Annotated in this window: 24 protein-coding genes and 1 riboswitch; of the genes, 18 read left to right on the top strand and 6 right to left on the bottom strand. The window is 63.4% G+C overall.

All coding sequences use genetic code 11. From position 1 onward, the window contains the following. The first annotated feature begins 123 nt into the window (after window positions 1-123). Window positions 124-1,524: a DUF2252 domain-containing protein gene (locus FAZ21_RS02910; RefSeq protein WP_136771788.1), complete on the top strand. Its 1,401-nt coding sequence runs from the start codon at window positions 124-126 to the stop codon at window positions 1,522-1,524. A gap of 154 nt (window positions 1,525-1,678) precedes the next feature. Here the strand turns inward: FAZ21_RS02910 and FAZ21_RS02905 are convergent, their stop codons facing one another. Further along, entirely contained in the window at window positions 1,679-2,575 is an 897-nt protein-coding gene (locus FAZ21_RS02905) for a 5'-nucleotidase (RefSeq protein WP_136771787.1), read from the bottom strand. A 79-nt stretch (window positions 2,576-2,654) separates the two neighbouring features. Between FAZ21_RS02905 and FAZ21_RS02900 the strand changes: the two genes are divergently transcribed. Continuing rightward, a complete protein-coding gene (locus FAZ21_RS02900) occupies window positions 2,655-3,356 on the top strand; it encodes a glutathione binding-like protein (RefSeq protein WP_136771786.1) in 702 nt (233 codons plus the stop codon). On the opposite strand, the gene FAZ21_RS02895 is transcribed toward FAZ21_RS02900, so the two are convergent. Continuing rightward, window positions 3,353-3,640: a transcriptional regulator gene (locus FAZ21_RS02895; protein ID WP_136771785.1), complete on the bottom strand. Its 288-nt coding sequence runs from the start codon at window positions 3,638-3,640 to the stop codon at window positions 3,353-3,355. The genes FAZ21_RS02900 and FAZ21_RS02895 overlap by 4 nt on opposite strands. Before the next feature lie 84 nt (window positions 3,641-3,724). Between FAZ21_RS02895 and FAZ21_RS02890 the strand changes: the two genes are divergently transcribed. Continuing rightward, window positions 3,725-4,411, top strand: coding sequence for a S24 family peptidase (locus FAZ21_RS02890; RefSeq protein WP_136771784.1), 687 nt, complete (start codon window positions 3,725-3,727; stop codon window positions 4,409-4,411). A 451-nt stretch (window positions 4,412-4,862) separates the two neighbouring features. Further along, entirely contained in the window at window positions 4,863-5,174 is a 312-nt protein-coding gene (locus tag FAZ21_RS02885; protein WP_136771783.1) for a hypothetical protein, read from the top strand. A 148-nt stretch (window positions 5,175-5,322) separates the two neighbouring features. Here FAZ21_RS02885 and FAZ21_RS02880 read toward each other — a convergent pair whose 3' ends face one another. From FAZ21_RS02880 to thiC, 4 genes are all read right to left on the bottom strand, one after another. Beyond that, complete coding sequence (locus FAZ21_RS02880; protein WP_136771782.1) at window positions 5,323-7,296, bottom strand: peptidase U32 family protein; 1,974 nt, start codon at window positions 7,294-7,296, stop codon at window positions 5,323-5,325. A gap of 263 nt (window positions 7,297-7,559) precedes the next feature. Continuing rightward, window positions 7,560-7,745, bottom strand: a complete 186-nt coding sequence (locus tag FAZ21_RS02875; RefSeq protein ID WP_136771781.1) for a hypothetical protein — start codon at window positions 7,743-7,745, stop codon at window positions 7,560-7,562. A 32-nt stretch (window positions 7,746-7,777) separates the two neighbouring features. After that, entirely contained in the window at window positions 7,778-8,038 is a 261-nt protein-coding gene (gene infA / locus FAZ21_RS02870) for a translation initiation factor IF-1 (RefSeq protein WP_136771780.1), read from the bottom strand. A 501-nt stretch (window positions 8,039-8,539) separates the two neighbouring features. Beyond that, the gene (thiC, locus tag FAZ21_RS02865) at window positions 8,540-10,453 is read right to left on the bottom strand and encodes a phosphomethylpyrimidine synthase ThiC (protein ID WP_136771779.1); all 1,914 of its coding nucleotides are present in this window, start codon (window positions 10,451-10,453) and stop codon (window positions 8,540-8,542) included. Window positions 10,454-10,501: 48 nt separating this feature from the next. Further along, a riboswitch (TPP riboswitch) is annotated at window positions 10,502-10,622 on the bottom strand. A gap of 94 nt (window positions 10,623-10,716) precedes the next feature. On the opposite strand from thiC, the gene FAZ21_RS02860 reads away from it, so the two are divergent. The 14 genes from FAZ21_RS02860 to FAZ21_RS02800 all read left to right on the top strand — a co-directional run bounded on the left by FAZ21_RS02860 (window position 10,717) and on the right by FAZ21_RS02800 (window position 23,372). Continuing rightward, window positions 10,717-11,370, top strand: coding sequence for a protein-L-isoaspartate O-methyltransferase family protein (locus FAZ21_RS02860; protein ID WP_136771778.1), 654 nt, complete (start codon window positions 10,717-10,719; stop codon window positions 11,368-11,370). Between the two features lie 148 nt (window positions 11,371-11,518). Further along, window positions 11,519-11,686 (top strand): hypothetical protein, encoded by a 168-nt coding sequence (locus FAZ21_RS20145; RefSeq protein ID WP_169307218.1) that lies wholly within the window; start codon window positions 11,519-11,521, stop codon window positions 11,684-11,686. Beyond that, window positions 11,683-12,960, top strand: a complete 1,278-nt coding sequence (gene tviB / locus FAZ21_RS02855) for a Vi polysaccharide biosynthesis UDP-N-acetylglucosamine C-6 dehydrogenase TviB (protein ID WP_136771777.1) — start codon at window positions 11,683-11,685, stop codon at window positions 12,958-12,960. The genes FAZ21_RS20145 and tviB overlap by 4 nt, the downstream gene beginning before the upstream one ends. A 19-nt stretch (window positions 12,961-12,979) precedes the next feature. After that, on the top strand, window positions 12,980-14,014 hold the full coding sequence (locus tag FAZ21_RS02850; protein WP_136771776.1) for an SDR family oxidoreductase: 1,035 nt from the start codon (window positions 12,980-12,982) through the stop codon (window positions 14,012-14,014). A gap of 149 nt (window positions 14,015-14,163) precedes the next feature. After that, the gene (gene pseB / locus FAZ21_RS02845) at window positions 14,164-15,162 is read left to right on the top strand and encodes a UDP-N-acetylglucosamine 4,6-dehydratase (inverting) (RefSeq protein WP_136771775.1); all 999 of its coding nucleotides are present in this window, start codon (window positions 14,164-14,166) and stop codon (window positions 15,160-15,162) included. A gap of 1 nt (window position 15,163) precedes the next feature. Continuing rightward, window positions 15,164-16,309, top strand: coding sequence for a UDP-4-amino-4,6-dideoxy-N-acetyl-beta-L-altrosamine transaminase (gene pseC / locus FAZ21_RS02840; RefSeq protein WP_136771774.1), 1,146 nt, complete (start codon window positions 15,164-15,166; stop codon window positions 16,307-16,309). Further along, window positions 16,306-17,016, top strand: a complete 711-nt coding sequence (pseF, locus tag FAZ21_RS02835; RefSeq protein ID WP_136771773.1) for a pseudaminic acid cytidylyltransferase — start codon at window positions 16,306-16,308, stop codon at window positions 17,014-17,016. Before pseC ends, pseF begins: the two co-directional genes overlap by 4 nt. 1 nt (window position 17,017) lies before the next feature. Then, window positions 17,018-17,971 carry a glycosyltransferase gene (locus FAZ21_RS02830; protein WP_136771772.1) on the top strand — a complete coding sequence of 318 codons (954 nt, stop codon included), beginning with the start codon at window positions 17,018-17,020 and terminating at the stop codon, window positions 17,969-17,971. Continuing rightward, a complete protein-coding gene (pseH, locus tag FAZ21_RS02825) occupies window positions 17,968-18,516 on the top strand; it encodes a UDP-4-amino-4,6-dideoxy-N-acetyl-beta-L-altrosamine N-acetyltransferase (protein WP_136771771.1) in 549 nt (182 codons plus the stop codon). Before FAZ21_RS02830 ends, pseH begins: the two co-directional genes overlap by 4 nt. Then, a complete protein-coding gene (pseI, locus tag FAZ21_RS02820) occupies window positions 18,513-19,541 on the top strand; it encodes a pseudaminic acid synthase (RefSeq protein ID WP_136771770.1) in 1,029 nt (342 codons plus the stop codon). The genes pseH and pseI overlap by 4 nt, the downstream gene beginning before the upstream one ends. 7 nt (window positions 19,542-19,548) lie before the next feature. After that, window positions 19,549-20,844: a lipopolysaccharide biosynthesis protein gene (locus FAZ21_RS02815; RefSeq protein ID WP_136771769.1), complete on the top strand. Its 1,296-nt coding sequence runs from the start codon at window positions 19,549-19,551 to the stop codon at window positions 20,842-20,844. Then, window positions 20,841-21,839 carry a hypothetical protein gene (locus tag FAZ21_RS02810; RefSeq protein WP_136771768.1) on the top strand — a complete coding sequence of 333 codons (999 nt, stop codon included), beginning with the start codon at window positions 20,841-20,843 and terminating at the stop codon, window positions 21,837-21,839. Before FAZ21_RS02815 ends, FAZ21_RS02810 begins: the two co-directional genes overlap by 4 nt. Then, entirely contained in the window at window positions 21,836-22,603 is a 768-nt protein-coding gene (locus FAZ21_RS02805) for a glycosyltransferase family A protein (RefSeq protein WP_136771767.1), read from the top strand. The genes FAZ21_RS02810 and FAZ21_RS02805 overlap by 4 nt, the downstream gene beginning before the upstream one ends. Then, window positions 22,596-23,372 carry a glycosyltransferase family 2 protein gene (locus FAZ21_RS02800; RefSeq protein ID WP_136771766.1) on the top strand — a complete coding sequence of 259 codons (777 nt, stop codon included), beginning with the start codon at window positions 22,596-22,598 and terminating at the stop codon, window positions 23,370-23,372. The genes FAZ21_RS02805 and FAZ21_RS02800 overlap by 8 nt, the downstream gene beginning before the upstream one ends. The last annotated feature ends 39 nt before the right edge of the window (window positions 23,373-23,411 follow it).

Below are 23,411 nucleotides of genomic sequence, written 5' to 3'. Positions count from 1 at the left end.
AACGGAAGGGCATCATTGTCCCACTATCGTGGCGATGCAGGCGGTTGGTGCAGTGTGAAAACCGGACGGTATCGCTTCTATAGTGAGGCAGGTACATGCCCCATCCACCCTTCCGAGAAGCCCATGGCCGACTCCGCTCACTCCCTCAACCTGCGCGTGGCGGCGGGCCGCGCGCTCCGGCAGGATTGCCCGCGCCGCACCCACGCGCTGTGGCGCCCGTCGGCGCATCGCGACCCCATCGCCATGCTCAAACAGTCGAGCGAGGACCGGGTGCAGCACCTGGTGCCGATCCGCTATGGCCGCATGCTGCAATCGCCATTCGCCTACTACCGCGCCACCGCGTTGCTGCATGCGTTCGATCTGGCCGATACGCCGCATACCGGCATCCGCACGCAGGTATGCGGCGATTGTCATCTGATGAATTTCGGTGGCTTTGCCACGCCGGAACGCAACCTGCTGTTCGGTATCAACGATTTCGACGAGACGCTGCCGGGCTTCTGGGAATGGGACCTGAAGCGGTTGGCGACCAGCTTTGTGCTGGCGGCGCGTTATCGCAGTTTTTCCGACATCAAGGCACGCGAGATCGTGCAGCGGCTGTCCGCCAGCTACCGTCGCCACATGGATCAGTATGCGGCAATGAAGACGCTGGACCTGTGGCACGCCAGCATCAGCTTCGACGACGTGCGCCGCACGCTGCCGGCTGGCGGGATGCGCGATTACGTCGGCACGCTGGCCGAGCGTGCGCGCAAGCGGACTTCGCGCCACGCTTTCGACAAGATGACCGCCACCCGGGATGGCGTGCGCCACATCCTGGACAACCCGCCGTATATCTTCCACGCCGACGCCTCGCCCGATTTCGCGCAGTACAAGGAAAACTACCGCGACGTGGCGTTCAAGATGTTCAGCGCCTACGGCCGCACACTGCACCAGTACCGGCGCCACCTGATCGAACGCTTCGAGCTGGTGGACGTGGCCTTCAAGGTGGTAGGCGTAGGCAGTGTCGGAACGCGCTGCTTCGTACTGCTGTTGCTGGCGGATGACGACGATCCGTTATTCCTGCAAGCCAAGGAAGCCAAGCCCTCGGTGCTGTCCGCCTACGTGGGCCGCAGCGAGTTCCGCCACCAGGGCGAGCGCGTGGTGGCGGGGCAGCGGCTGATGCAGGCCGCCAGCGACCAGTTTCTTGGCTGGACCACCGGCCCGGAAGGACGCCACTACTACATGCGGCAGCTACGCGACATGAAGGTGGCGGTGGAAGTGGAACTGATGGATGCCGAGATGCTGGCGCAGTACGCCGAGCTATGCGCCTGGAACCTGGCGCGTGCCCATGCCAAGGGCGGCGGTACCGGGCCGGAGATCGCCGGCTACGTGGGCGATCGTCCCAACCTGGACCTGGCGCTGGCCGATTACGCAGTGCTGTATGCCGACCAGACCGAGCGCGACTACGAAACCTTCGTCAAAGCTGTGCGCAGGGGGGAACTGCCGGCCGATACCGGCGACGACCGGGCGCTGGCGCAGACACCGTGAGGAGTGAGGAGTAAAGGCAGCGTCAAAACCTTGCGCCGTGGCTGTTGTTTTTGACGTTACCCCTCACACCTCACACCTCACACCTCACACCTCACACCTCACACCTCACACCTCACACCTCACACCTCACACCTCACACCGCCCTTTTCCCGCCTCAACCCTGGTTGACGATGCCCCCCAGAACCTGGCCGGTGGGGCCGACGCGGGCGCCAGATAGGCAGTGGCCGGTCTGGTCGTCGAAGAAGAAGTCCGGCTCGAACTCGGCCAGGAACGGGCCTTTTTCCAGGCCGCCGAGGAATAGTGCTTCGTCTACGTGGATGTTCCAGCTCATCAGCGTGCGGATGGCGCGTTCGTGCGCGGGGGCGCTGCGCGCGGTGACGAGGGCGGTGCGGATATGCATCGGTGCGTCGGCCTGTTGCAGACGGTGCAGTGCTTCGAGGAACGATTTGAACGGCCCGGCGCTGAGCGGCTCGCGCGAGTGGCTGGCTTCGTGCGCGTGGAACGTTTCCAGCCCGTCGCGCTGGAACACGCGCTCGGCCTCATCGGAGAACAGCACGGCGTCGCCGTCGAAGGCGATGCGTACTTCGTTGGGGTGCTCGGTGGCGGCATGTATCGAATCGGGATAGACATGCGCGGCCGGAAAACCGTTGTCCAGCGCGGTACGCACGTCGGCATCGTTGGCGGAGAGGAACAGGTTGGCGTTGAGCGGGCGCAGGTAACGGTACGGCTCGCGGCCCTGGGTGAACACGCCGCGCTCCAGCTTCAGCCCGCTGGCCTTGGCGGAATTGAACACCCGCAGCCCGCTGACCGGATCGTTGCGCGAAACGATCACCACTTCCACCCGGTGCGCATCGGCGGTGTTGAAGGCCAGCAGCTTCTGCACCAGCGGCAATGCCACGCCGGGTTGCGCGATCTGCTCCAGCCGTTCCAGTTGCACCGACATGTAACGCTGTGCATCGCCGGCTTCGAAAATGCGGTTCTCCTCTTCGAAGTCGAATAGCGCGCGCGAGGAAATTGCCACCACCAGCTTGTTATCGAGAGAGAACGGCATTATCTGAATCCGGTTGCAAACTGTTCGCAGTGTACGACAAAGCCAATTCCGGCCTGCCGCCATCCTTTCGGAGCAAATCATGATCGACCTTCATTACTGGACCACCCCCAACGGCCACAAGATCACCTTGTTCCTGGAAGAAACGGGCCTGGAATACCGCATTCATCCGGTGAATATCGGCAAGGGCGAGCAGTTCGATCCTGCCTTTCTCCAGATTGCCCCGAACAACCGTATTCCCGCCATCGTCGATCAGGCGCCGGCCGATGGCGGTGCGCCGATCCCGCTGTTCGAGTCGGGCGCCATCCTGCTGTACCTGGCGGACAAGACCGGCAAGCTGATCCCGTCCGACCTGCGCGGGCACAACGAGGCCATCCAGTGGCTGTTCTGGCAGATGGGCGGGCTGGGGCCGATGGCTGGGCAGAATCACCATTTCAGCCAGTACGCGCCCGAAAAGCTGCCCTACGCCATCGAGCGCTACGTGAAGGAAACCTCGCGGCTGTACGCGGTGATGGACAAGCGCCTGGCCGACCGCGAGTTCCTGGCCGGCGATTATTCCATCGCCGACATCGCCAGCTATCCCTGGGTGGTGCCGTACCAGAACCAGGGCCAGAAGCTGGAGGATTATCCCAACCTGAAGCGCTGGTTCGACGCCATCGCCGCCCGCCCCGCCACCCAGCGCGCCTACGCGCTGGCGGCGCAGATCAACCCGCCCAAGCCGATGGATGAGGCGGAAAAGAAGGTTCTGTTCGGGCAGGACGCCGGCACCGTCAAGCGCGGTTAGTCTTCGTCCAGCGGCGCCTCCTGTTGGCGGCGCCGCAGCGGCGTGGTGCGCATCACTTGTGATCTGCCACCATTGCGTAGGTAATCCCAATCGACGGTGGGGCGTAGTTCCTCGCAGCGCACCTGCCCGCCGGACGCGCGCTCGATGGCAATGCACAGCGTGACATCGGGGCATTTCTTGCGGCCGCTGGCCAGGTGCCACAGGTATTCGGGCGAGGTGCCTATCCGTTCGGCCAAGGCCTTGGCCGCCCCCCGGTAATGCCTCAGATATTCCCCTAACAGCATGATGATCGACCCCTAGTCGAAGGGCGTGACTGATACCCACAGGCAGACTTACCCTGCGGTAATGGATTGGTGTGTAATTCGCGGATGAACCTCTATGACATCCGCCGGGAACGGCTACAGGAACTGCTCGATACCGATCCACGCTTTGGCGGGAAATCCGCCCGGCTGGCCGCGGCACTGGGGCGGCAGTCGAGTTATCTTTACCGGTTGCTGAAGGCGAAAGGTAAAGAGCGCAAGAACCTGGGAGAAGGCCTGGCGCGGGAGTTCGAAGCCAAGCTCAGCCTGCCTTATGGCTGGTTCGATCAGGGCAATGCCACGCAGCATGTGCGTGAGGTTCCCGCTGGCTATTCGGCGGACCTGTCCACCGAGCTGGCGCAACGCTGGGTACCCTTGCTGACCTGGGACGCGGTGACCCAGATCGACCAGGATGCCTTGCCCAAAGCCACGCAGGAGCAGGTGGAGTGGCTGGCGTGTCCGGCCGAATGCAGTGTGCACGCGTTCTCGTTGCGGCACGTGGGCGACGCCATGATGCCGGATTACCGCGATGCCGAACTGCTGTTCGTCGATCCCGCTGTCGTCAGCCGCCATGGCGACGATGTGGTGGTGACGGTTGGCGATCTCACGATGTTCAAGCGTTTGCATATCACTCCCGAGGGCAAGTTCCTGCTTACTCTGAATCCCGCTTTCCCCGATCGGGTGATGCGGTTGCCAGAAGACGCGGTGTTGCACGGCACCGTGGTCGGTAGCTGGACGCCACGCCGCCAGCGGTGAACCAAAACCCCCCATACAAAGGCATGGCCCGCTTCGAGGAACCCAGGCTGACGCAGGGCTGGATGACTACCTACAGGTAAAATCCGCGAAATACGGGGGGAAAATATACCTTCAGGGCAAAGTATTACGCAACGCTTTCGTTGTATTTTTTATCCCTGCGGGTATACTTTCGCTGAATCAAGCCTTGAAGACAAAGTGAGAGCGGTGAAGCAAAATCGCCGCTAGCGCCCGGGTTTTATGGGTTTGACGTCGGCTTCCTGCATTGCTGATTGCCAGGGGCCATCCGCCATGGCCACCTCGCATCCGTGAAATACTTTCACCTTTAGGGTTAAATTTATACCGGACAGGTTGGCGTCGGCTTTACGTTGCATGCTGAGGAGAACTGCCTGTGGATAGCGGTCGCGCGAGTATTTGGGTGCATTTCAACGCATTTTTTGGATTGTGCGGCGGGATGAAGGCGACATTGCACGCCGTGGTGTTCTCGCTGGCGGTGTTGCAGGTGGTGGGATGCGCGATACTGCTGGGCCTGGCGGGGTGCACGTTGGACTCGGGCTGGTTGCCGCTGTTGGCCGCGACGGAGCTGGGAGTATTGGCGACGGTGCAGGTGATCGGCTGGTTCTTTCCGCCACGCCCACGCTGGGTGCTGTCCGCGGGAGGCGACATCGCGAATGATCCACCTGTGGCGGCGCAGCCGTACTGGCTATGCCACGACGCGCGGAGGCGGGCGTGCATCGCCCGGGGGCGGCTCCAGACGCCGTCGTGAAGGCCGAAGCCCGGGTGATCCATGATCGGCACGGGGGGCTTCTCGTGGTTTTGAGGCCGCAAGTTGCCGTGCTTCGCGCTATCCGATTACCGGGCCGGTGCGCACCGCGCTGGAAGGCCCGGCATCGCGGGCAGGGCGTTATGCCCGTTCAGGTGGGCCGGGTCTTGTGGAACGTGATGGGATGCGCGGGGATGATCGACGGCGGCGCGGCGTGAAAGATGTGTGGCTTGATCTTGCCGATCACGTGCATCTCGCACGGTTTGCAGTCGAACTTGAGGGTGTAGCTGTCGTTGCCGCTCTTGAGCGTCATCGGTTCGGCGCGTACCTGGCCTTTCACGCCGATCACGCCCTTGGCCTGCTTGGGGCAAAGATTGTAGGAGAAGCGCAGGCAGTGCTTGGTGATCATCAGGCTGACTTCGCCCGGCTCCTGGTGTGCTTCGTAGGCGGCGGCGATCAGTTGTACGCCGTGGCGGGTGTAGAAAGCGCGCGCGGCGTCGTTGTAGACGTTGGCGAGGAAGGACAGCGAGGTTTCGGGGTAGGGAACCGGTGGTTGTACTTCGGCCTTGCGCGGCGGGCGCATCCAGGCGGCAACGCGCGCGGCCTCCAGTTGCTCCACCGTATCGCGCCGCAATGCGTTGAGCGCACCGGCCGGCACAAACCACGGTTGGCTGAGCGCCAGCGTCACGTCGTGCGCGGTGAATGCGGTATTGCCCAGTTTGCCGAGCTGTTCGCGCAATGTGGTTTCGGCCCGCTGCGGGTCCTTGGCGGGTTCCAGGGTCAATGCGGCCTGCACGGTGACGGCGATGCCATCTTCGTCGGTCATGGTCAGCGCCAGACCGTTGTCGGTTTCGCTTAGCGCAAGCCATGCACCGATACGGCGCTCGGACGATTTCTGCGTCAGTGCCTTTTCCCACGCGTGATCGCGATTGCGGTTGATGGCGAGGCCGACTTTCAGCCCTTCCAGTTGCGTCATCGCTTCGTTGGGGAAGATGCGCCAGAGGGTGCCGGTTTCACCCGCACCGACCCGCTCGACGACGTTGGCCTGCACGCCGACCACTTCACGTTTCTTCATGTAGTTGAGGCCATCGCCGTTGGCCAGTGGTTCGGCGCTATCCAGTTCGAACCACTTGGGGCCGAGCCGGGTGACGTGACCGAGGGTGACGCCAACGTACTTGGGCGAATCGAAGGCGCCGATGTTTTCCTTGCGCCCGGTGACGAAGTAGTCGGTATGGCCGCGATGGAAGTTTTTGTCCACATCGGGCGTGAACAGGATGTCGGTGCGCCCGCTGGAAGCGCGTGCCAGCTCAGGCCGCCGCGCCAGGATCTGGTCGAGTAGCAGGCGGTAATGGGCGGTGATGTTCTTGACGTAGCCCATGTCCTTGTAGCGACCTTCGATCTTGAACGAACGGACGCCGGCATCGATCAGGGCTTCGAGGTTGGTGCTCTGGTCGTTGTCCTTCATCGACAAGAGATGCTTGTCGTAGGCGACCACGCGGCCCTGGCCGTCGGTCAGCGTGTACGGCAGCCGACAGGCCTGCGAGCAGTCACCGCGATTGGCACTGCGCCCGGTATCGGCATGGCTGATGTTGCACTGGCCGGAAAACGCAACGCACAGCGCACCGTGGATGAAGAACTCGATGGTGGTATCGGCCGGTAGCGCGTTGCGCACGTCGCGGATCTGGTTCAGCGTCAGTTCGCGTGCCAGTACCACTTGCGAGAAGCCCGAGTCGGCCAGGAAGCGCGCTTTGTCCACGCTGCGGATGTCGCATTGCGTGGAGGCGTGCAGCTGAATGGGCGGGATGTCGAGTTCGAGCAGGCCCATGTCCTGCACGATCAGTGCATCGACGCCGGCGTCGTAGAGCTGGTGTACCAGCTTGCGCGCGGGTGCCAGTTCGCTGTCGTGCAGGATGGTGTTGAGCGTGACGAAGATGCGCGCATGGTAGCGGTGGGCAAAGCGCACCAGTTCGGCGATTTCGCTCACCTCGTTACAGGCGTTGTGCCGCGCGCCGAAGCTGGGGCCGCCGATATACACCGCGTCGGCGCCGTGCAGGATGGCTTCGCGGCCGATCTCGACGGTCTTGGCGGGAGAAAGCAGTTCCAGATGATGGACGGGCAGGCTCATGCGACTTCCGGGCGGCTAAGGGTGTAACCCTGGGGCGCGGAAGTATAGCGGAATCAACGGATTAGCGGGCATGCTGCCCGATGGGGTGCGCTGTTGCCGAGTGGCGGCCATTGCAAGTGCTGGAATCACTTCGCGCCGGGTGAGAGGGGGCGTCAACCAGGGGACGCCGATTCTGGCATGTCGTTACCGCGACGCGCCCGGCATTGCCGGGGCCTGATTCCGCGCATTGTTCGCGGCGTGCGGCAGTCGTTTCGATCAGGTGCTCAGCGCTGCGCCGCCATGCAGGCGGTGGCCAGATAGTTGGCGCGGCTCAGGCCGAGGGGCGAACGGAAGGTGACTTCCACCTGGCGCCCCTGCGGCACGATGGCGATGATGTCCAGGCGCATGGCCCGGCCATCGATCTGCTCGGTGACGTAGTCGCCGGGCTGGAGTTGGTGTACTGCGATCAAATGATTTCCTAAAATTTCAAAGCCGTGGCCACTCAGCGGCGGCGCATCGGCGGGGGTGAGAATCCGGTCGGCGCGGTGGCGTAACGGAAGGTGATACGGCCCTTGGTCAGATCGTAGGGCGACATTTCGACCGTGACACGGTCGCCGGCCAGCACGCGGATGTGGTGCTTTTTCATTTTGCCGGAGCCATAAGCGAGCACGACGACGCCGTTTTCCAGCGTGACGCGAAAGCGCGATTCGGGCAGGACTTCGGTGACGGTACCGTCGAACTGGATAGTGCCTTCTTTTGCCATGTGGTTCTCCGTGTCTTGCGGCGCGAGCGCGCGCCGGGACAATCAACGAGTTGGAAAAGCCGCAACCGGGCAGCCGGATGCGACGTACAAGCCTTGGTTGACAGGGCTTGGCCTTGCCGAAAAGGGCTTGGCGCTACAAGCGCGGGGGCATCAAGGGAAGCGCGGCTCGAGGGGGTGAGCGGCGCAGGCCAGAGTGGCGGAAGGGCTTGTGGACTGCGGGTCAAGGCTGGGCAGGGTCTGGATGTGACCCGATGCCAACCGCGTAGCATACATGTTTTTAGCGAACAGAGGGAAAATGCTTGACCGACGGGGCGATGTCGGGTTGGGTGGGCAGGTGGTTGATCGGTATTGAACTGAGCTGTCCTGGCTGAAGGGTGATCGGGCCGAGTGCGGGCGAGGGTTATTGATAATAGATAGATGTTGGCGGCGCGATTTCAATCCCCGCGCCGCCATCTGGTATTACATCCGCGCAGCGGGCGGTGGTCCGCCCGCCGTAACGGATCATTCCTTGTGGTACACCTGCGCACCCTTGCGCACGAATTCGATGGATTTGCTCTCCATGCCTTGCTGCAAGGCTTCGTTCTCGCTGATGCCCTGCTTTTCGGCGTAGTCGCGCACGTCCTGCGTGATTTTCATCGAGCAGAAGTGCGGGCCGCACATCGAGCAGAAGTGCGCCACCTTGGCGCCTTGCTGCGGCAGTGTTTCGTCGTGGAATTCGCGCGCGCGATCCGGGTCCAGGCCGAGGTTGAACTGGTCTTCCCAGCGGAACTCGAAACGGGCCTTGGACAAGGCGTTGTCGCGGATCTGCGCGCCCGGATGACCCTTGGCCAGATCGGCGGCATGCGCGGCCAGTTTGTAGGTGATGATGCCTTCCTTGACGTCATCCTTGTTGGGCAGGCCCAGGTGCTCCTTGGGCGTCACATAACAGAGCATGGCGCAGCCGTACCAGCCGATCTGTGCGGCGCCAATGGCGCTGGTGATGTGGTCGTAGCCGGGGGCGATGTCAGTGGTCAACGGGCCCAGGGTGTAGAACGGGGCTTCGTCGCACCAGTCGAGCTGGAGATCCATGTTCTCCTTGATCAATTGCATCGGCACATGGCCCGGGCCTTCGATCATGGTCTGCACGTCGTGCTTCCAGGCAATCTGCGTCAGTTCGCCCAGTGTCTTCAGTTCGCCCAGTTGCGCGTCATCGTTGGCATCCCAGACGCTGCCGGGGCGCAGGCCGTCGCCCAGGCTGAAGCTGACGTCGTACGCCTTCATGATTTCGCAGATTTCCTCGAAGTGCGTGTAGAGGAAGCTTTCCTTGTGATGCGCCAGGCACCACTTGGCCATGATGGAGCCACCACGCGAGACAATGCCGGTCATGCGGTTGGCGGTGAGCGGTACATAGCGCAGCAGTACGCCGGCGTGGATGGTGAAGTAGTCGACGCCTTGTTCGGCCTGCTCGATGAGTGTGTCGCGGAACAGCTCCCACGTCAGCTCCTCGGCCTTGCCGTCCACCTTTTCCAGTGCCTGGTAGATCGGTACGGTGCCGATCGGCACCGGTGAGTTGCGCAGGATCCACTCGCGGGTTTCATGGATATTCTTGCCGGTGGACAGATCCATGATGGTGTCGGCACCCCAGCGGATGCCCCAGGTCATCTTGTCCACTTCCTCGTTGATCGACGAGGTGACGGCGCTGTTGCCGATGTTGCCGTTGATCTTCACCAGGAAGTTGCGGCCGATGATCATCGGTTCGCATTCGGGGTGGTTGATGTTGGCGGGGATGATGGCACGGCCGCGTGCCACTTCTTCGCGCACGAACTCAGGCGTGATGATCTTGGGGATATTGGCGCCGAAGTCGTGGCCCGGATGCTGGCGCAACATCATCGCTGCCATCTTTTCGCCCTTGGCGCCCAGCGCCTTCAGGCTTTCCATGTACTGTTCGCGTTGCAGGTTCTCGCGGATGGCGATGTATTCCATTTCCGGCGTGACGATGCCCCGCCGCGCGTAGTGCATCTGGCTGACGTTGGCTCCGGCCTTGGCCTTGCGCGGCTGACGCGTCAGCTCGAAGCGCAGCGGGTCGAGCGAGGCGTCGGCCTCGCGCATGCGGCCGTATTCGCTGGTCAGGCCGGATAGCAGTTCGGTGTCGCCGCGCTCGTCGATCCAGGCGGCGCGGATCGGCGCCAGGCCCTTGCGGACATCGATGCGCGCCTGCGGGTCGGTGTAGGGGCCGGAACAGTCGTAGACGTAGATGGGCGGGTTCTGCTCGCCGCCAAAGGCCGTCGGGGTGTCGGTCTGGCTGATTTCGCGCATCGGTACGCGGATGTCGGGGCGGCTGCCGGTGACGTAAATCTTGCGGGAGTTCGGCAACGGCTGGATCGCGGCCTCGTCCACATGGGCGGTATCGGCGCGGAATTCGGCGGGCTTGTTCATGGCGTCTCCAAAGGCGGCACAGGGTGCGATGGAAACGCCCAAAAGGTGAGGAGGGCGGTTTCGCTTCCCTACGCCGGTGTGAACCGGATCAGGTGCTGAGGGACTCTCTCATCCGGGCCTGCTCGCGGCCTTGGGCGCGAGGCGGGGCGCGGAACCCCTAGCGAAATAACAGTGCTGCCCACGGTATAGAACATATGGGATAATCACAAGTTAATTTCGACCCGCACCAAGCCAAATCCGGCACGTCTTGAGGTGAAGCAAACATGGATTGGGAACACGCCCGCTACCTTCTCGTTGAACAGCAGATCCGCCCGTGGGAGGTGCTGGATCAGCAGGTCCTGCAACGCGTGCTGGACGTGAAGCGCGAGGATTTCGTACCGACCGACAAACGCAATCTGGCCTTTGTCGATACCGAACTGCCGCTGGGCCATGGCGCCTGTATGCTTTCGCCGAAAATGGAAGCGCGGCTGTTGCAGGATGTCGAGCTGCAATCGACCGACAAGGTGCTGGTGGTCGGCGCCGGCACCGGGTACCTGGTGGCCCTCGCCGCTGGCCTGGCCGCGCAGGTATATGGCGTCGAGATCGAGCCGGAACTGAAGCGCGCGGCCGAGGAAAACCTGGTGCGTGCCGGCATCCGCAATGCGCGGGTGGAACTGGGCGACGGTGTGCAGGGCCTGAATGCCCAGGCGCCGTTCAATGCCATCATCGTTACCGGCTCGGTGGCCGAGGTGCCGCAGGCACTGAAGGACCAACTGGCGGTCGGCGGCCGCCTGATCGCGGTGGTTGGCGAGTTGCCCATCATGAGCGCCACGTTGTTCCTGCGCGTGGATCAGGATGCCTGGCGCACCGAGAAGCTGTTCGAATACAACCTGCCGCGCCTGAAGAACGCGCCTGCCGCACCGGCATTTTCGTTCTAGCAAATCCGGCAGCCAATAAAAAACGCGCCAAATGGCGCGTTTTTTATTGGCTGCAATAGCGTGTGAATTTGGCAGATTTCTTGCCTGTTCCATCGCGGGGGCGAATCCTTATCGATGGCGGCGGGGCTACGAATTTTAACCGTTTTGCTTGAATCCAGCCGCCAGTGGGTGGTCGCAATACGGGCTTTTTATTGCACGTATTTTTGCTAAAAAGAACGCGCCAGAAGCGGCTTTTTTTTGTATGGTGTCCGGCATTCTCAATGCCGTTGATTTGATGGGTATCCAGGCATTGCTGGTTGAAGGAAGCGCGAAATGAGATCAATTGAAGACGTCACGCTCGGCATCATTGGCCTGGGCTATGTCGGCCTGCCCCTGGCGGTCGAGTTCGGCAGGAAGCATGACACCATCGGCTTCGATATCAATGCCGCGCGCGTGGCCGAGCTGGCACAAGGCCGGGACCATACGCTCGAAGTGGATGAAGCCGAGCTGAAATCGGCCATCCGCCTGGAATTCACCGCCGACCTGGAGCAGTTGCGCCGCGCCGATGTCTACATCGTGACGGTGCCGACGCCCATCGATCAATACAAGCGCCCCGACCTGACGCCGCTGATTCGCGCCAGCGAAACCATCGGTCGCGTGCTCAAGCGCGGCGACGTGGTGATTTATGAATCCACGGTTTATCCGGGCGCGACCGAGGAAGACTGCGTGCCGGTGCTCGAACGCGTCTCTGGCCTCAAGTTCAACGTCGATTTCTTTGCCGGCTATAGTCCGGAGCGGATCAATCCAGGTGATAAGGAACATCGTCTGAGCACGATCCGCAAGGTGACGTCCGGTTCGACCCCCGAGGTGGCGGAATTCGTCGATGCGCTGTATCGCGGCATCATCACCGTTGGCACGCACAAGGCGCCGAGCATCCGGGTTGCGGAGGCGGCGAAGGTGATCGAGAACACCCAGCGTGACGTCAACATTGCGCTGATCAATGAACTGGCGCTGATCTTCAATCGCATGGACATCGATACCGAGGCGGTGCTGCAAGCGGCCGGCACCAAATGGAATTTTCTGCCATTCCGTCCCGGCCTGGTCGGTGGCCACTGCATCGGTGTCGATCCGTACTACCTGACCCACAAGGCGCAGTCGATCGGCTACCACCCGGAAGTCATCCTGGCGGGGCGCCGCATCAATGACGGCATGGGCGCGCATGTGGCCGCGCAGCTGGTGCGGGCCATGGTCCGGCGCGATATCCCTGCCGTTGGCGCACGCATCCTGGTGATGGGGCTGACCTTCAAGGAAAACTGCCCGGACATCCGCAACACCCGCGTGGTCGATATCGTGCAGGAGCTGAAAGGCTACAACATCGCGGTCGATGTCTACGATCCGTGGGTCGATGCCGCCGAAGCGCGACACGAATACGGCATCGTGCCAGTGGCGGCGCCCACCCCCAACGGCTATGACGCCATTGTGGTCGCTGTCGCGCATCGCCAGTTCAAGGAGCTGGGCGTTGCCGGCATTCGCGCATTCGGCAAACCCTTGCACGTGTTGTATGACCTGAAGTATCTCTTCACCGTGGAAGAAAGCGATTTGCGGCTCTAAGCCGCTGGAACGATTATCGATGACCCGATTTCAGCAATTGCTCGCTACCCTGCCCACTCAGCCCAAGACCTGGCTGGTGACCGGTGTGGCGGGCTTCATCGGCTCCAACCTGCTGGAAGCACTGCTCAAGCTGGACCAGTGCGTGGTGGGGCTGGACAACTTCGCCACCGGGCATCAGCGCAATCTCGATGAGGTGGCCACAACGGTTTCGGCTGAACAATGGGCGCGTTTCCGCTTTATCGAAGGCGACATCCGCGACCCGGTGGCCTGCCGGGCTGCCGTGGCAGGGGCCGACTACGTGTTGCATCAGGCGGCACTCGGTTCGGTGCCGCGCTCGCTCGACAACCCGCTGACGTCGCATGACGTCAATGTCACCGGCTTTCTCAACATGCTGATCGCGGCGCGCGATGCGGGCGTCAAACGCGTTGTCTACGCCGCCAGCAGCTCCACCTACGGCGACCATCCCGGCCTGCCCAAGGTGGAGGATCGTATTGGCCGGCCGTTGTCGCCCTACGCCGTGACCAAGTACGCCAATGAGTTGTACGCGGACGTGTTTGCCGGCAGCTACGGGCTGGAGTCGGTCGGGCTGCGTTATTTCAATGTATTCGGCCCGCGCCAGGATCCGGACGGTGCCTACGCGGCGGTGATTCCGCGCTGGGTCGCCGCCATGCTCGACCGCCAGCCGGTGTTCATCAACGGCGATGGTGAGACCAGCCGCGATTTCACGTTCATCGCCAACGTGATCCAGGCCAACCTGCTGGCCGCGACCACCGACGACGCCGAGGGCAAGCACCGGGTGTACAACGTCGCGGTGGGTGAGCGAACCACACTGAACCAGCTCTACGACGATTTGCGCCAGTCCTTGCTGCCCCAGGCGCCCTGGCTGGCTGAGGCGGCGCCCGGCTACCGCGATTTCCGGGCCGGTGACGTGCGCCATTCGCTGGCGGACGTTTCCAAAGCCGAAACCCAGCTCGGCTATGTGCCGACGCATCGCCTGCGCGACGGCATAGCGGTGGCGATGCCCTGGTATGTCCGGCACGCCGCACGATGCTAAAGGTTGCGTTGAGTCGGTAGGCGCACCGAACGTTACGTTGCATCCGGGCCGGCCGCAGCAGAATACGCGGTTGGCCATTTTTATTTGGTGGCGCCGTGCCGCCCTGGGTTCATGCCGGGGCGAGACGGTGCCTATAGCGAGGACGACTCATGCTCCATGACAGCACCATCCTGGTGACCGGCGGAACCGGCTCATTCGGCAATACCTTCGTGCCGATGACCCTGGCCCGCTATAACCCCCGCAAGATCATCATTTACTCGCGCGATGAGATGAAGCAGTGGGAGATGGCCAAGCTGTTCCAGGGCGACGATCGCGTGCGCTTCTTCATCGGCGATGTGCGCGACAAGGATCGGCTCTATCGCGCGCTGGATGGCGTCGATTATGTGGTGCATGCCGCCGCGACCAAGATCGTGCCGACTGCCGAGTACAACCCGTTCGAGTGCATCAAGACCAATATCGACGGCGCGATGAACCTGATCGATGCCTGTATCGACAAGGGTGTGAAGCGCGTGGTGGCGCTCTCGACCGACAAGGCAAGTAGCCCGGTCAATCTGTACGGCGCGACCAAGTTGGCGTCGGACAAGCTGTTTGTCGCCGGCAACTCCTATGCCGGAGGGCGAGACAGCCGCTTTGCCGTGGTGCGCTACGGCAACGTCATGGGCTCGCGCGGCTCGGTGATCCCGTTCTTCCTGTCCATCGCCGATCAGGGCGTGCTGCCGATCACCGATGCGCGCATGACGCGCTTCATGATCACGCTGGAGCAGGGCGTGGAACTGGTGTGGCATGCGTTCGAGGATATGGAAGGTGGCGAGATCTACGTGAAGAAGATTCCGTCGATGAAGGTCACCGACGTCGCCACTGCCGTATCGCCCCAGGCGCAACAGGATGTGGTAGGCATCCGCCCCGGCGAGAAGCTGCATGAGCAGATGATCGGCGCCGAGGATGCGTTCTACACCTACGAGTACCCCGAGCATTTCAAGATTCTGCCGGCCATCCACAACTGGCACACCGACTACAAGCGCATCAAGGATGGCAAGCGCGTGCCCGAGGGCTTTGTCTACGCCAGCGATAACAACAGCGAATGGATGGAGATCGACACCTTGCGCGCCTGGATCGACGCCAACCGCGCCAAGGTGGGGAAGATCTGAGATGGCGATCCCCTATGGTCGCCAATGGCTGGACGAAGAAGACGAGCGCGCGGTACTCGATACCCTGCGTTCGGATTATCTGACCCAGGGCCCCAAAATCGCGGAATTCGAGCGCGCGCTGTGCGATTACACCGGTGCCCGGTATTGCGTCGTCGCGGCAAGCGGTACCGCCGCGCTGCACCTGGCGGTGGCGGCGCTGGAACTGCCACCCGGCAGTGAAGGGATCACCAGCGCCAATACCTTTACCGCATCGGCCAACAGCATGGCCTACTGCGGTGTCAAACCGGTGTTCGCCGATATCGATCCGGTGAGCTACAACATCGACCCAGCCTCCATTGCCATGCGAATCACCCCGGCCACCCGGTTGCTGACGCCGGTGCATTTCGCCGGGCAGCCGGCGGAGATGGAAGCGATATCCACCTTGGCGCGGGAGCGCGGTCTGAAGGTGATCGAGGATGCCGCGCACGCCATCGGCTCGCGCTATCGCGACGGCGGCCTGGTGGGCAACTGTCGTTATGCCGATGCCACGGTCTTTTCCTTCCATCCAGTGAAGACGTTGACCACCGGCGAAGGCGGCGCGGTGATGACCAACGACGAAGCCTTGTATCGCCGGATGGTGCTGCTGCGTACCCATGGTATTACCAAGGAACCGGCGCTACTCACGCAGAATCCGGGGCCGTGGTACTACGAAATGCACGCGCTGGGCTGGCACTACCGCATGACCGACATGCAGGCGGCGCTGGGTGTGAGCCAGTTGAAGAAGCTGGATCGCTTTGCCGCACGCCGTCGCGAAATCGTCGCGCGCTATAACGCGCTGCTGGCCGACCTGCCGTGGCTGCGCACACCGGTGGAGGCGGATGGCGTGGCGTCGTGCTTCCACCTGTATGTGCCACGCATCGATTTCGCCGCATTGGGCAAGACCCGCGTGCAGGTCATGCGCGAGCTGCTCGATCTCGGTGTCGGCACACAGGTGCACTACATCCCTGTCCACACTCAGCCCTGGTACCGTGAAACGTACGGCTATGGCCCCGGCGATTGCCCGGTGGCGGAGGCTTACTATGAGCAGTGCCTGTCGTTGCCGTTGTACGCGGCGCTGACCGATGAAGAAGTCGCCACTGTGGTGGCGGCCGTACGGAGCCTGGCATGACCCCCGTCCCGTTGCCGGAGCGCCTGGCGCTGATCCCCGCGCGCGGTGGCAGCAAGCGCATCCCGCACAAGAATATCCGCGATTTCTGCGGCAAGCCGATCCTGGCGTATTCCATCGCCGCTGCTTTCGAGTCGGGCCTGTTCACCGAAGTGATGGTGTCCACCGACGACGAACGGATCGCGCAACTGGCACGTGAGCATGGCGCGCTGGTGCCGTTCATGCGCAGCCGCGAAAACGCCAACGACTTCGCCGGATTGATGGATGTGCTGCGAGAGGTGCTGGGCGCCTATCGCGCACAGGGCCGCGAGTTCCGGGAGGTCTGCTGTCTGCTGCCCACTGCGCCATTGGTCACGCCGCTGCGCTTGCGCGAGGCGCACGAGGTGTTCCAGCGCGAGGATTTCGATGCCGTGTTCCCGGCCGTGCGTTTCGGTTATCCGATCGAGCGCGCGTTGCGGTGCGGTGGCGACGGCCGGGTGCACATGCTCCAGCCCGAGCATTACGCCAGCCGCTCTCAGGATCTGCCGCCGGCACTGCACGACGCCGGGCAGTTCTACTGGCTGCACCCCGAGCGCTGCCTGGCGGCGGGGCGCATCTTTACCGAGAACAGCGGTGCCGTCGAAATCCCGGAGTTGGAAGCGCAGGACATCGATACCGAAACCGACTGGGCGCTGGCTGAGCTGAAATACCGCCTGCGGCGCGGCGGTTGACATGACATTGTGGCTGTACAGCGAAGGCGACGCCGCTCGCGGCATGGGGCATCTGTCGCGTTGCCTCGCCTACGCCCAGGTCTGGCGCCAGAGCGGTGGTGACGTGCGCTGGGTGGTCGATGGCGACGCGGCCGCGCGCGGCATGCTGGGCGGCGAATGTGTGGCGTGGCACGCGTGGCAGCAAATGCCGCCGTTGCCGGACTGCGGGGAGGATGTCGCCATCGTCGATTCCTACAGCGCCACCCTCGATACCCTGCGGCAGATATCCGGCCATGCCGGGCGCACGATGTTTCTCGACGATACGGAACGGCTGGCGTATCCCGATGGCCTGGTGGTCCACGCCGCGCCAGGCGTGGGCGTGGATCGGGGCGAAGCGCGCTGGGCGCGTGGGCCAGCGTGGCAGCCATTGCGGCCGGCATTCGCCGAGGTGCCGCGACGGTCCGACGTGGTGTCAGCGATCACTCGCTTGCTGGTGCTGATGGGCGGAACCGATCCACGGGGTCTGACGTCCCGAATGGTGGCACTGGCGCGGCAGGCTTATCCTCGGGCCGACATCCATGTGGTGCTCGGCAGCGCCGAAGTACCGGAACCGGCTGGCTGTACTGTGCACTGCCGGCTGGATGCGATGGCGATGCGGGATCAGATGCTAGCGGCCGATCTGGCGATTTCCGCCGCGGGGCAGACGGTGTGCGAACTGGCGCGCTGCGGCACACCGGCCATCCTGATCGGCGTGGCCGACAATCAGCAAAAGCAACTGCGCGAATGGCCGATACTGGGCACGGCCGTGGCCGCTGGCTGGTGGCACGATGCGCAACTGGACGAGCAGGTGCTGGCCGCACTGGCCGCCGTGACCGCGCCCGAAACACGGTACGCCATGGCGCAGGCTGGGCAGGATGCCGTGGATGGCCAGGGCGTGGCCCGCGCGCTGGCCTGGTTGAAAGGAGAAACCTCATGACGCTGGATCTGCATCAATCCTTTACCTTCGGTACGACCGAACTGCTGCCGTTCTCCGGCCTGGACGAAGCGCAGCAGCAGGAAGTCTGGCGCATGCGCACCCATCCCGATATCGCGCAATGGATGGGCAGCGGCGGCGAGATTCCGCTCGAGGCACACCTTGCCTTCATGGCGCGGCAGCGCGAGCGGACGCACGATTTCAGTTTTCTGGGGCGCGACGCGGGCGGCACGCTGGGCGTGGTGTCGCTGCATCGGTTGGATCTGCGCAACGGCGTAGCCTGGCTGGGCATTTATCGCAATCCGTTCCGCGAGGAACTGGGCCTGGGCCGGCGCCTGCTGCAAGCCATTGCCCAACTGGGTTTCGACCGGCTTGGCCTGCACACGCTGAAGCTGGAAGTGGTGGTGGACAATCTGATTGCCATCGCGGCTTACCGCCGCTTCGGCTTTCGCGAGGAAGGGCGCTGGCGCGAGGCCATCCTGCGCGACGAGCGTCGCCACGATCTACTGCTAATGGGTCTGCTGGCCCGGGAATGGAACAACCGATGAGCCGTTTTGCCTACCCCGATCACACCTTCGTGATCGCCGAACTATCCGCCAACCACGGGCACGATATCGAAAACGCGCTGGCCACCGTGCGCGCGGCCAAAGCATGCGGCGCCGACGCGATCAAGATCCAGACCTATACCGCTGACACCATCACCCTCGATTGTGACAACGAATACTTCCAGATCAAGTCTGGCACGATCTGGGACGGCACTACCCTGTACAAGCTGTACCAGCAGGCCTACACCCCCTGGGAGTGGCATGCCGCAATCCAGGCCGAGGCCGCGCGCGAAGGGCTGGTGTTCTTCTCGTCGCCGTTCGATTTCACCGCGGTCGATTTTCTCGAAGCGCTGGACGTGCCGCTCTACAAGATCGCCTCATTCGAAATCAACGATATTCCGTTGATCGAATACGCTGCCGCCAAGGGCAAGCCGATGATCATCTCCACCGGCATCGCCCGGCTGGCCGACATCGAAGAGGCGGTGGCCGCCTGCCGCCGTGTCGGCAACGACGACATCACACTGCTCAAATGCACGTCGGCCTACCCGGCGCAAGCCAGCGAGGCCAACCTGCTGACCATTCCGCATCTGCGGGATACCTTCAAGGTGAAGGTCGGTCTATCCGACCACACCATGGGCCACGTGGTGCCGATCGCGGCGGTGGCGCTGGGCGCGCGCGTGATCGAAAAGCACTTCATCCTCGACCGGGCCATTGGCGGCCCGGATGCCTCATTCTCGATGACGCCGGATGAGTTCAAGCTGATGGTCGATGGGGTGCGCGTCGCCGAACAGGCGTTGGGCGCGGTCAGCTACGAGCTCACGCCCAAGGTGGCGGCCAGCCGCAAGTTCGCCCGCTCGCTGTTCGTCACCGCGCCGATTCGCGCGGGCGAGGCGTTCACTGCGCAGAATGTGCGCTCGGTACGCCCTTCCGATGGCTTGCACCCGCGTCACTATGGCGAGGTGCTGGGCCGGCACGCGCGTACCGACCTGGCACCGGGTACGCCGCTGGCGTGGGAACTGATCGATTGAAACCGGCGTGGCGTTCGTTGATCTTTCCCCGCGCGGTATCGCGCCGCCAGCCGTGATCGGGCGGTTGTGGCGCAACGGTGCGCTGGGTGGCTTCGTGCTGCGCGGTGCCGGACTGGTCAGCAAGTTCGCGCTGATGGTCTATCTGGCGCGCGTGCTGCCACCCGCTGATCTGGGCTTTTACGGCCTGTTCACCGCCGCCGTGGCGTATTCGGTGTTCGCGGTGGGGCTGGACTACTACACCTATGCCAATCGCGACCTGATCGGCCGCCCCGATAACGAGTGGCCGGCGCGGCTGCGCGATCAGGCGGTATTGCATGGTTGTGGCTACCTGTTGCTGGGCGCTAGCGCGGCGCTGGTCGGACTATGGCGCGGGATTTCACCGGCGCTGGTGCTCCTGTTCTGCGCGATTCTGGTTTGCGAACACCTCGCCATCGAGGTCTATCGCCTGCTGGTGATCCAGCGTCGCAATGTCCGTGCCAATGTCGTGTTCTTCTGCCGCATCGGCCTGCCCGCCTATGGCGCGATCCTGGTGATGGCGCTCGACCCTTCGACGCGGTCGGTCTCCACGGTGCTGGCGTGCTGGCTGGGTGGGTCGGCGCTGGGCGTGCTGGTCGGCGCGGCGCCGTTGGCGCGCCTGCCGTGGCGCGGCGTGTCGCGCGTGCCGCTCGATTTGAATCGTCTGTGGGGCGGGCTGCGCATCGCAGCGGTCTTCCTGGCTGGCACATTGCTGATGCGCGTGCCGCTGATTGCCGATCGCTACCTGCTGGATTTCTTCGCCGATCGCACCACCGTTGGTGTCTATACCTTCTTCTTCGGCATCGCCGCCGCCATTCCACAGTTGCTCGAGGCCTCGGTGGTTGCGCAGCGCTATCCGCGGCTGGTCGAGGCGCACAAGGCCGGACGGCTGGATGAGCTGGCGCGCTTGCGACGCAGCATGCTGCGCGAGATCGGCGCCGTGACGCTGGCGCTGTCCATTGCCTGTCTGATCCTGATCCACCCCTTGCTGATCTACATCGGGCGTGTCGAATACGAAGCCCACTGGCCGGTGCTGGTGTTGCTGGTGCTGGCCAATGGCCTGTCGGTGGTCTCGCTGACGTGGCATTACCATCTGTACGCGGGTGGTCGCGATCGTGCCATCTTTGTCGCCAACGCGATCAGCGTTGGGGCGTTTCTCGTCGCCGCGCTGGCGTTGACGCCTGCCCTGGGCATCCTCGGCATGGGGGCGGCGCTGACGTTGTCGGCGCTGGTGCAAGCATGCTACCGCTGGCTCGCCAGTCGCGGCTTGAGCCGGGAGGCGCCATGAGCGCGGTGCGGATTTTCCTGTCGGGCGTGGCGAGCGCCTCGCATCTGCTGTATGTCGGCGCCTATGTGGAGGCGCGCTTGCAGGCGGGCGACCGGATCGTCATCGTCTGCCTGGGATTCAGCCGCTTTCTTGGCCGACAACACGTGGACCTGGACGAAGTACGGCGCGGCCTGCCAACGCATCCGGCACTCCGGATCGTAGGCCCGGAAGCGGGGTGGGGTGGGCTGCGCGGCGAAACATTGGTCTATCTGGCGGTCGGCGCGCCGGGCATCAAACCATGGCTGCGCCTGAAGCGTGCCAATCCATGGCGGCCGTTGCGCTGCGTGGTGGTGGACGAAGGTCTGGGCAGCTATGGCGACTGGCGCGCGCGGCTGGCCGCGATCCGGCGCGAGGGCGGCAAGGGCTGGCGTGCCGCGTTGCGGGCATGGGTGGTCGCCACCGCACAGCGCATCCTGGCGGATCAGCGCTGGGCGTTGTACCAGCCGCACGGCACGGGCTGGCAAGTCGAGCCCCGCATCGCCGCATGGTTCCGAGCCCGGCAGACGGGCGTGGCGGATGACGCTCGTCGGTTGTATTTCATTTCGCAGCCCTGGGTGGAACTGGGGCAGGTGGAGGTCGCGCAGTATCGTACCTTGCTGGATGAGTTGCGGCATATGGCCAGCGTCGCGGGTTTAGCGCTGCTGGTACGGCCCCATCCGGCCGAGGATCGCGCCAAATATGGCGACCTGCCGTTGGACGTCACCGATGGCCCCATCGAGTTGAGCCGGCTGGCGGCGGGAGCTGTTGCGGTGGTTGGCTTCAACAGCACTGCCCTCGTCAATCTGGCGGCGATCCACGGCCGGCCGGTATTCCGCATCGAATTGCCGGCGCTGGCGGTGGTGGAAGCCGGCTTGGCGCCACGCCAACGCAGTCTGCTGGATGCCTTTCTGCCATTGCCACGCCCGGCCGGGGAACTGGCGAGCTGGTTGGCGACGTTGCCGGGAGCCACCCCATGAATGTCGAACTGCTGATCGCGACCATGCGCTCCCAGGCGGCGCACAACCTCGAACTGTTCGCTACGCCCGAGGTGTCGTACCTGGTGATCGACCAACTGCCCGGCGCTGGTCAGGCGTATCCGGATTGCGCCCGCGTGGTGGGCATGCAGGAAACCGGCTTGTCGCGCAGCCGCAACCGCGCCCTGGCTTTGGCCCGGGGCGATATCGCCGTGCTGGCCGATGATGACATCCACCATGCGCCGCAACTGGCCGCCGCCTTGCGCGACGCCTATACCGCCACCGGTGCCGACTTCATCACTTTCAACAATGGCTCGCATCGCCCGACTGCCAGTGGACGATTGAAGGCCCATACGCGGCGCAGCGTGTTGCAGGTATCGTCCTGCCTGATCTCGCTGCGGCCGGACGCTTTTCGCGATGCAGGACTGTGCTTCGATGAGCGCTTTGGCCTGGGCGCGCCTTTTGGGTCGGGCGAGGAGAACATTCTGCTGTTCGACGCTATCGGATGTGGCTTGAAGGGCTGGCATCTCGACTTGCCGCTGGTGTTTCACGAGGCGGTCAGCACGGGTTACCGCTTTACCCCGGCGCTGGCCGAGTCCAAAGGCGCATTGCAATGGCGTCTGTTCGGCGCAGCCGGCTACCTGACCATGCTGGCGTTCGCCTGGAAGAAGCGGCCCCTGTACCGTGAACAGATGAGCTTTTTGCAATTCGTGGCCGCCGAACTGCGCGGCGCGCACCGTTATCGACAGGAATGTTCGCATGGGTGATCTGGTCAGCATCGTCATGCCGGCCTATAACGCCGGCCCCTATATCGATCAGGCAATCGAATCGGTCCGGGCGCAGACCTGGGGCGATTGGGAATTACTGGTGGTGGATGACGGCTCCACCGATGACACGGTCGAGCGCGTGCAACATCATGCCGAAGCCGATGCGCGGGTGCGCCTGCTGCGCAGCGGCGGCCAGACCGGCCCGGCCAGGGCACGCAATCTGGCCATCGCCGCGAGCAAAGGGCGTTACATCGCCTTTCTCGACAGCGACGATGCCTGGCTTCCAGCCAAACTGGCACGGCAGGTCACTGCGATGCGCGAGCGCGGCGTGCTGTTGTGCTACACCAGCTACTACAAGATGGATCGGGACGGGACGCGTGGCGATATGGCGGTCCTCGCCCGACCTTGGGTGGATTACGGGCTGTTGCTGAAATCGAACTTTATTGGTTGCCTGACCGCGATCTACGACGCTGAAGCGCTCGGTCGGGTGCCGATGCCCGATATTCGCAAGCGGCAGGACCTGGCGTTGTGGCTGCTGCTGACCCAACGCATTGCCACGGAGTTCGGCCCTTGTCGCGACAAGGTGCTGGGTTTGCCAGAGCCATTGGCGCTTTATCGGGAGCACGCCGGCACGGTTTCGGCCGATAAGAAAAATGCGGCGGCGTGGCAGTGGAAGCTCTATCGCGAAGTGGTCGGCCTGAGTCCCGTGGCGGCCGCATATTACTTTGTGCATTATGCAATACGTGGGCTTGCCAAGTATTTGAAGTAAAACGGAAAGGGGGCGCCTTTCTGTAAACAGGGTTAACGC

Source organism: Chitiniphilus eburneus (genome assembly GCF_005048205.1).
GTDB classification, from domain to species: domain Bacteria; phylum Pseudomonadota; class Gammaproteobacteria; order Burkholderiales; family Chitinibacteraceae; genus Chitiniphilus; species Chitiniphilus eburneus.
The sequence above is the reverse complement of the archived record's forward strand: the minus strand, read 5'-3'. Positions and strand labels throughout refer to the sequence as shown.

Bases quoted from the DNA above. Each gene is read 5' to 3' on its own strand.
- FAZ21_RS02880 (WP_136771782.1), bottom strand. From the start codon at position 7,296: ATGAGCCTGCCCGTCCATCATCTGGAACTGCTTTCTCCCGCCAAGACC.
- FAZ21_RS02905 (WP_136771787.1), bottom strand. From the start codon at position 2,575: ATGCCGTTCTCTCTCGATAACAAGCTGGTGGTGGCAATTTCCTCGCGC.
- FAZ21_RS02850 (WP_136771776.1), top strand. From the start codon at position 12,980: ATGACCCGATTTCAGCAATTGCTCGCTACCCTGCCCACTCAGCCCAAG.
- pseI (WP_136771770.1), top strand. From the start codon at position 18,513: ATGAGCCGTTTTGCCTACCCCGATCACACCTTCGTGATCGCCGAACTA.
- FAZ21_RS02895 (WP_136771785.1), bottom strand. From the start codon at position 3,640: ATGCTGTTAGGGGAATATCTGAGGCATTACCGGGGGGCGGCCAAGGCC.
- infA (WP_136771780.1), bottom strand. From the start codon at position 8,038: ATGGCAAAAGAAGGCACTATCCAGTTCGACGGTACCGTCACCGAAGTC.
- FAZ21_RS02890 (WP_136771784.1), top strand. From the start codon at position 3,725: ATGAACCTCTATGACATCCGCCGGGAACGGCTACAGGAACTGCTCGAT.
- pseH (WP_136771771.1), top strand. From the start codon at position 17,968: ATGACGCTGGATCTGCATCAATCCTTTACCTTCGGTACGACCGAACTG.
- FAZ21_RS02805 (WP_136771767.1), top strand. From the start codon at position 21,836: ATGAATGTCGAACTGCTGATCGCGACCATGCGCTCCCAGGCGGCGCAC.
- FAZ21_RS02910 (WP_136771788.1), top strand. From the start codon at position 124: ATGGCCGACTCCGCTCACTCCCTCAACCTGCGCGTGGCGGCGGGCCGC.
- pseB (WP_136771775.1), top strand. From the start codon at position 14,164: ATGCTCCATGACAGCACCATCCTGGTGACCGGCGGAACCGGCTCATTC.
- tviB (WP_136771777.1), top strand. From the start codon at position 11,683: ATGAGATCAATTGAAGACGTCACGCTCGGCATCATTGGCCTGGGCTAT.
- FAZ21_RS02860 (WP_136771778.1), top strand. From the start codon at position 10,717: ATGGATTGGGAACACGCCCGCTACCTTCTCGTTGAACAGCAGATCCGC.
- pseF (WP_136771773.1), top strand. From the start codon at position 16,306: ATGACCCCCGTCCCGTTGCCGGAGCGCCTGGCGCTGATCCCCGCGCGC.
- FAZ21_RS02800 (WP_136771766.1), top strand. From the start codon at position 22,596: ATGGGTGATCTGGTCAGCATCGTCATGCCGGCCTATAACGCCGGCCCC.
- pseC (WP_136771774.1), top strand. From the start codon at position 15,164: ATGGCGATCCCCTATGGTCGCCAATGGCTGGACGAAGAAGACGAGCGC.
- FAZ21_RS02810 (WP_136771768.1), top strand. From the start codon at position 20,841: ATGAGCGCGGTGCGGATTTTCCTGTCGGGCGTGGCGAGCGCCTCGCAT.
- FAZ21_RS02885 (WP_136771783.1), top strand. From the start codon at position 4,863: ATGAAGGCGACATTGCACGCCGTGGTGTTCTCGCTGGCGGTGTTGCAG.
- FAZ21_RS02830 (WP_136771772.1), top strand. From the start codon at position 17,018: ATGACATTGTGGCTGTACAGCGAAGGCGACGCCGCTCGCGGCATGGGG.
- FAZ21_RS02900 (WP_136771786.1), top strand. From the start codon at position 2,655: ATGATCGACCTTCATTACTGGACCACCCCCAACGGCCACAAGATCACC.
- thiC (WP_136771779.1), bottom strand. From the start codon at position 10,453: ATGAACAAGCCCGCCGAATTCCGCGCCGATACCGCCCATGTGGACGAG.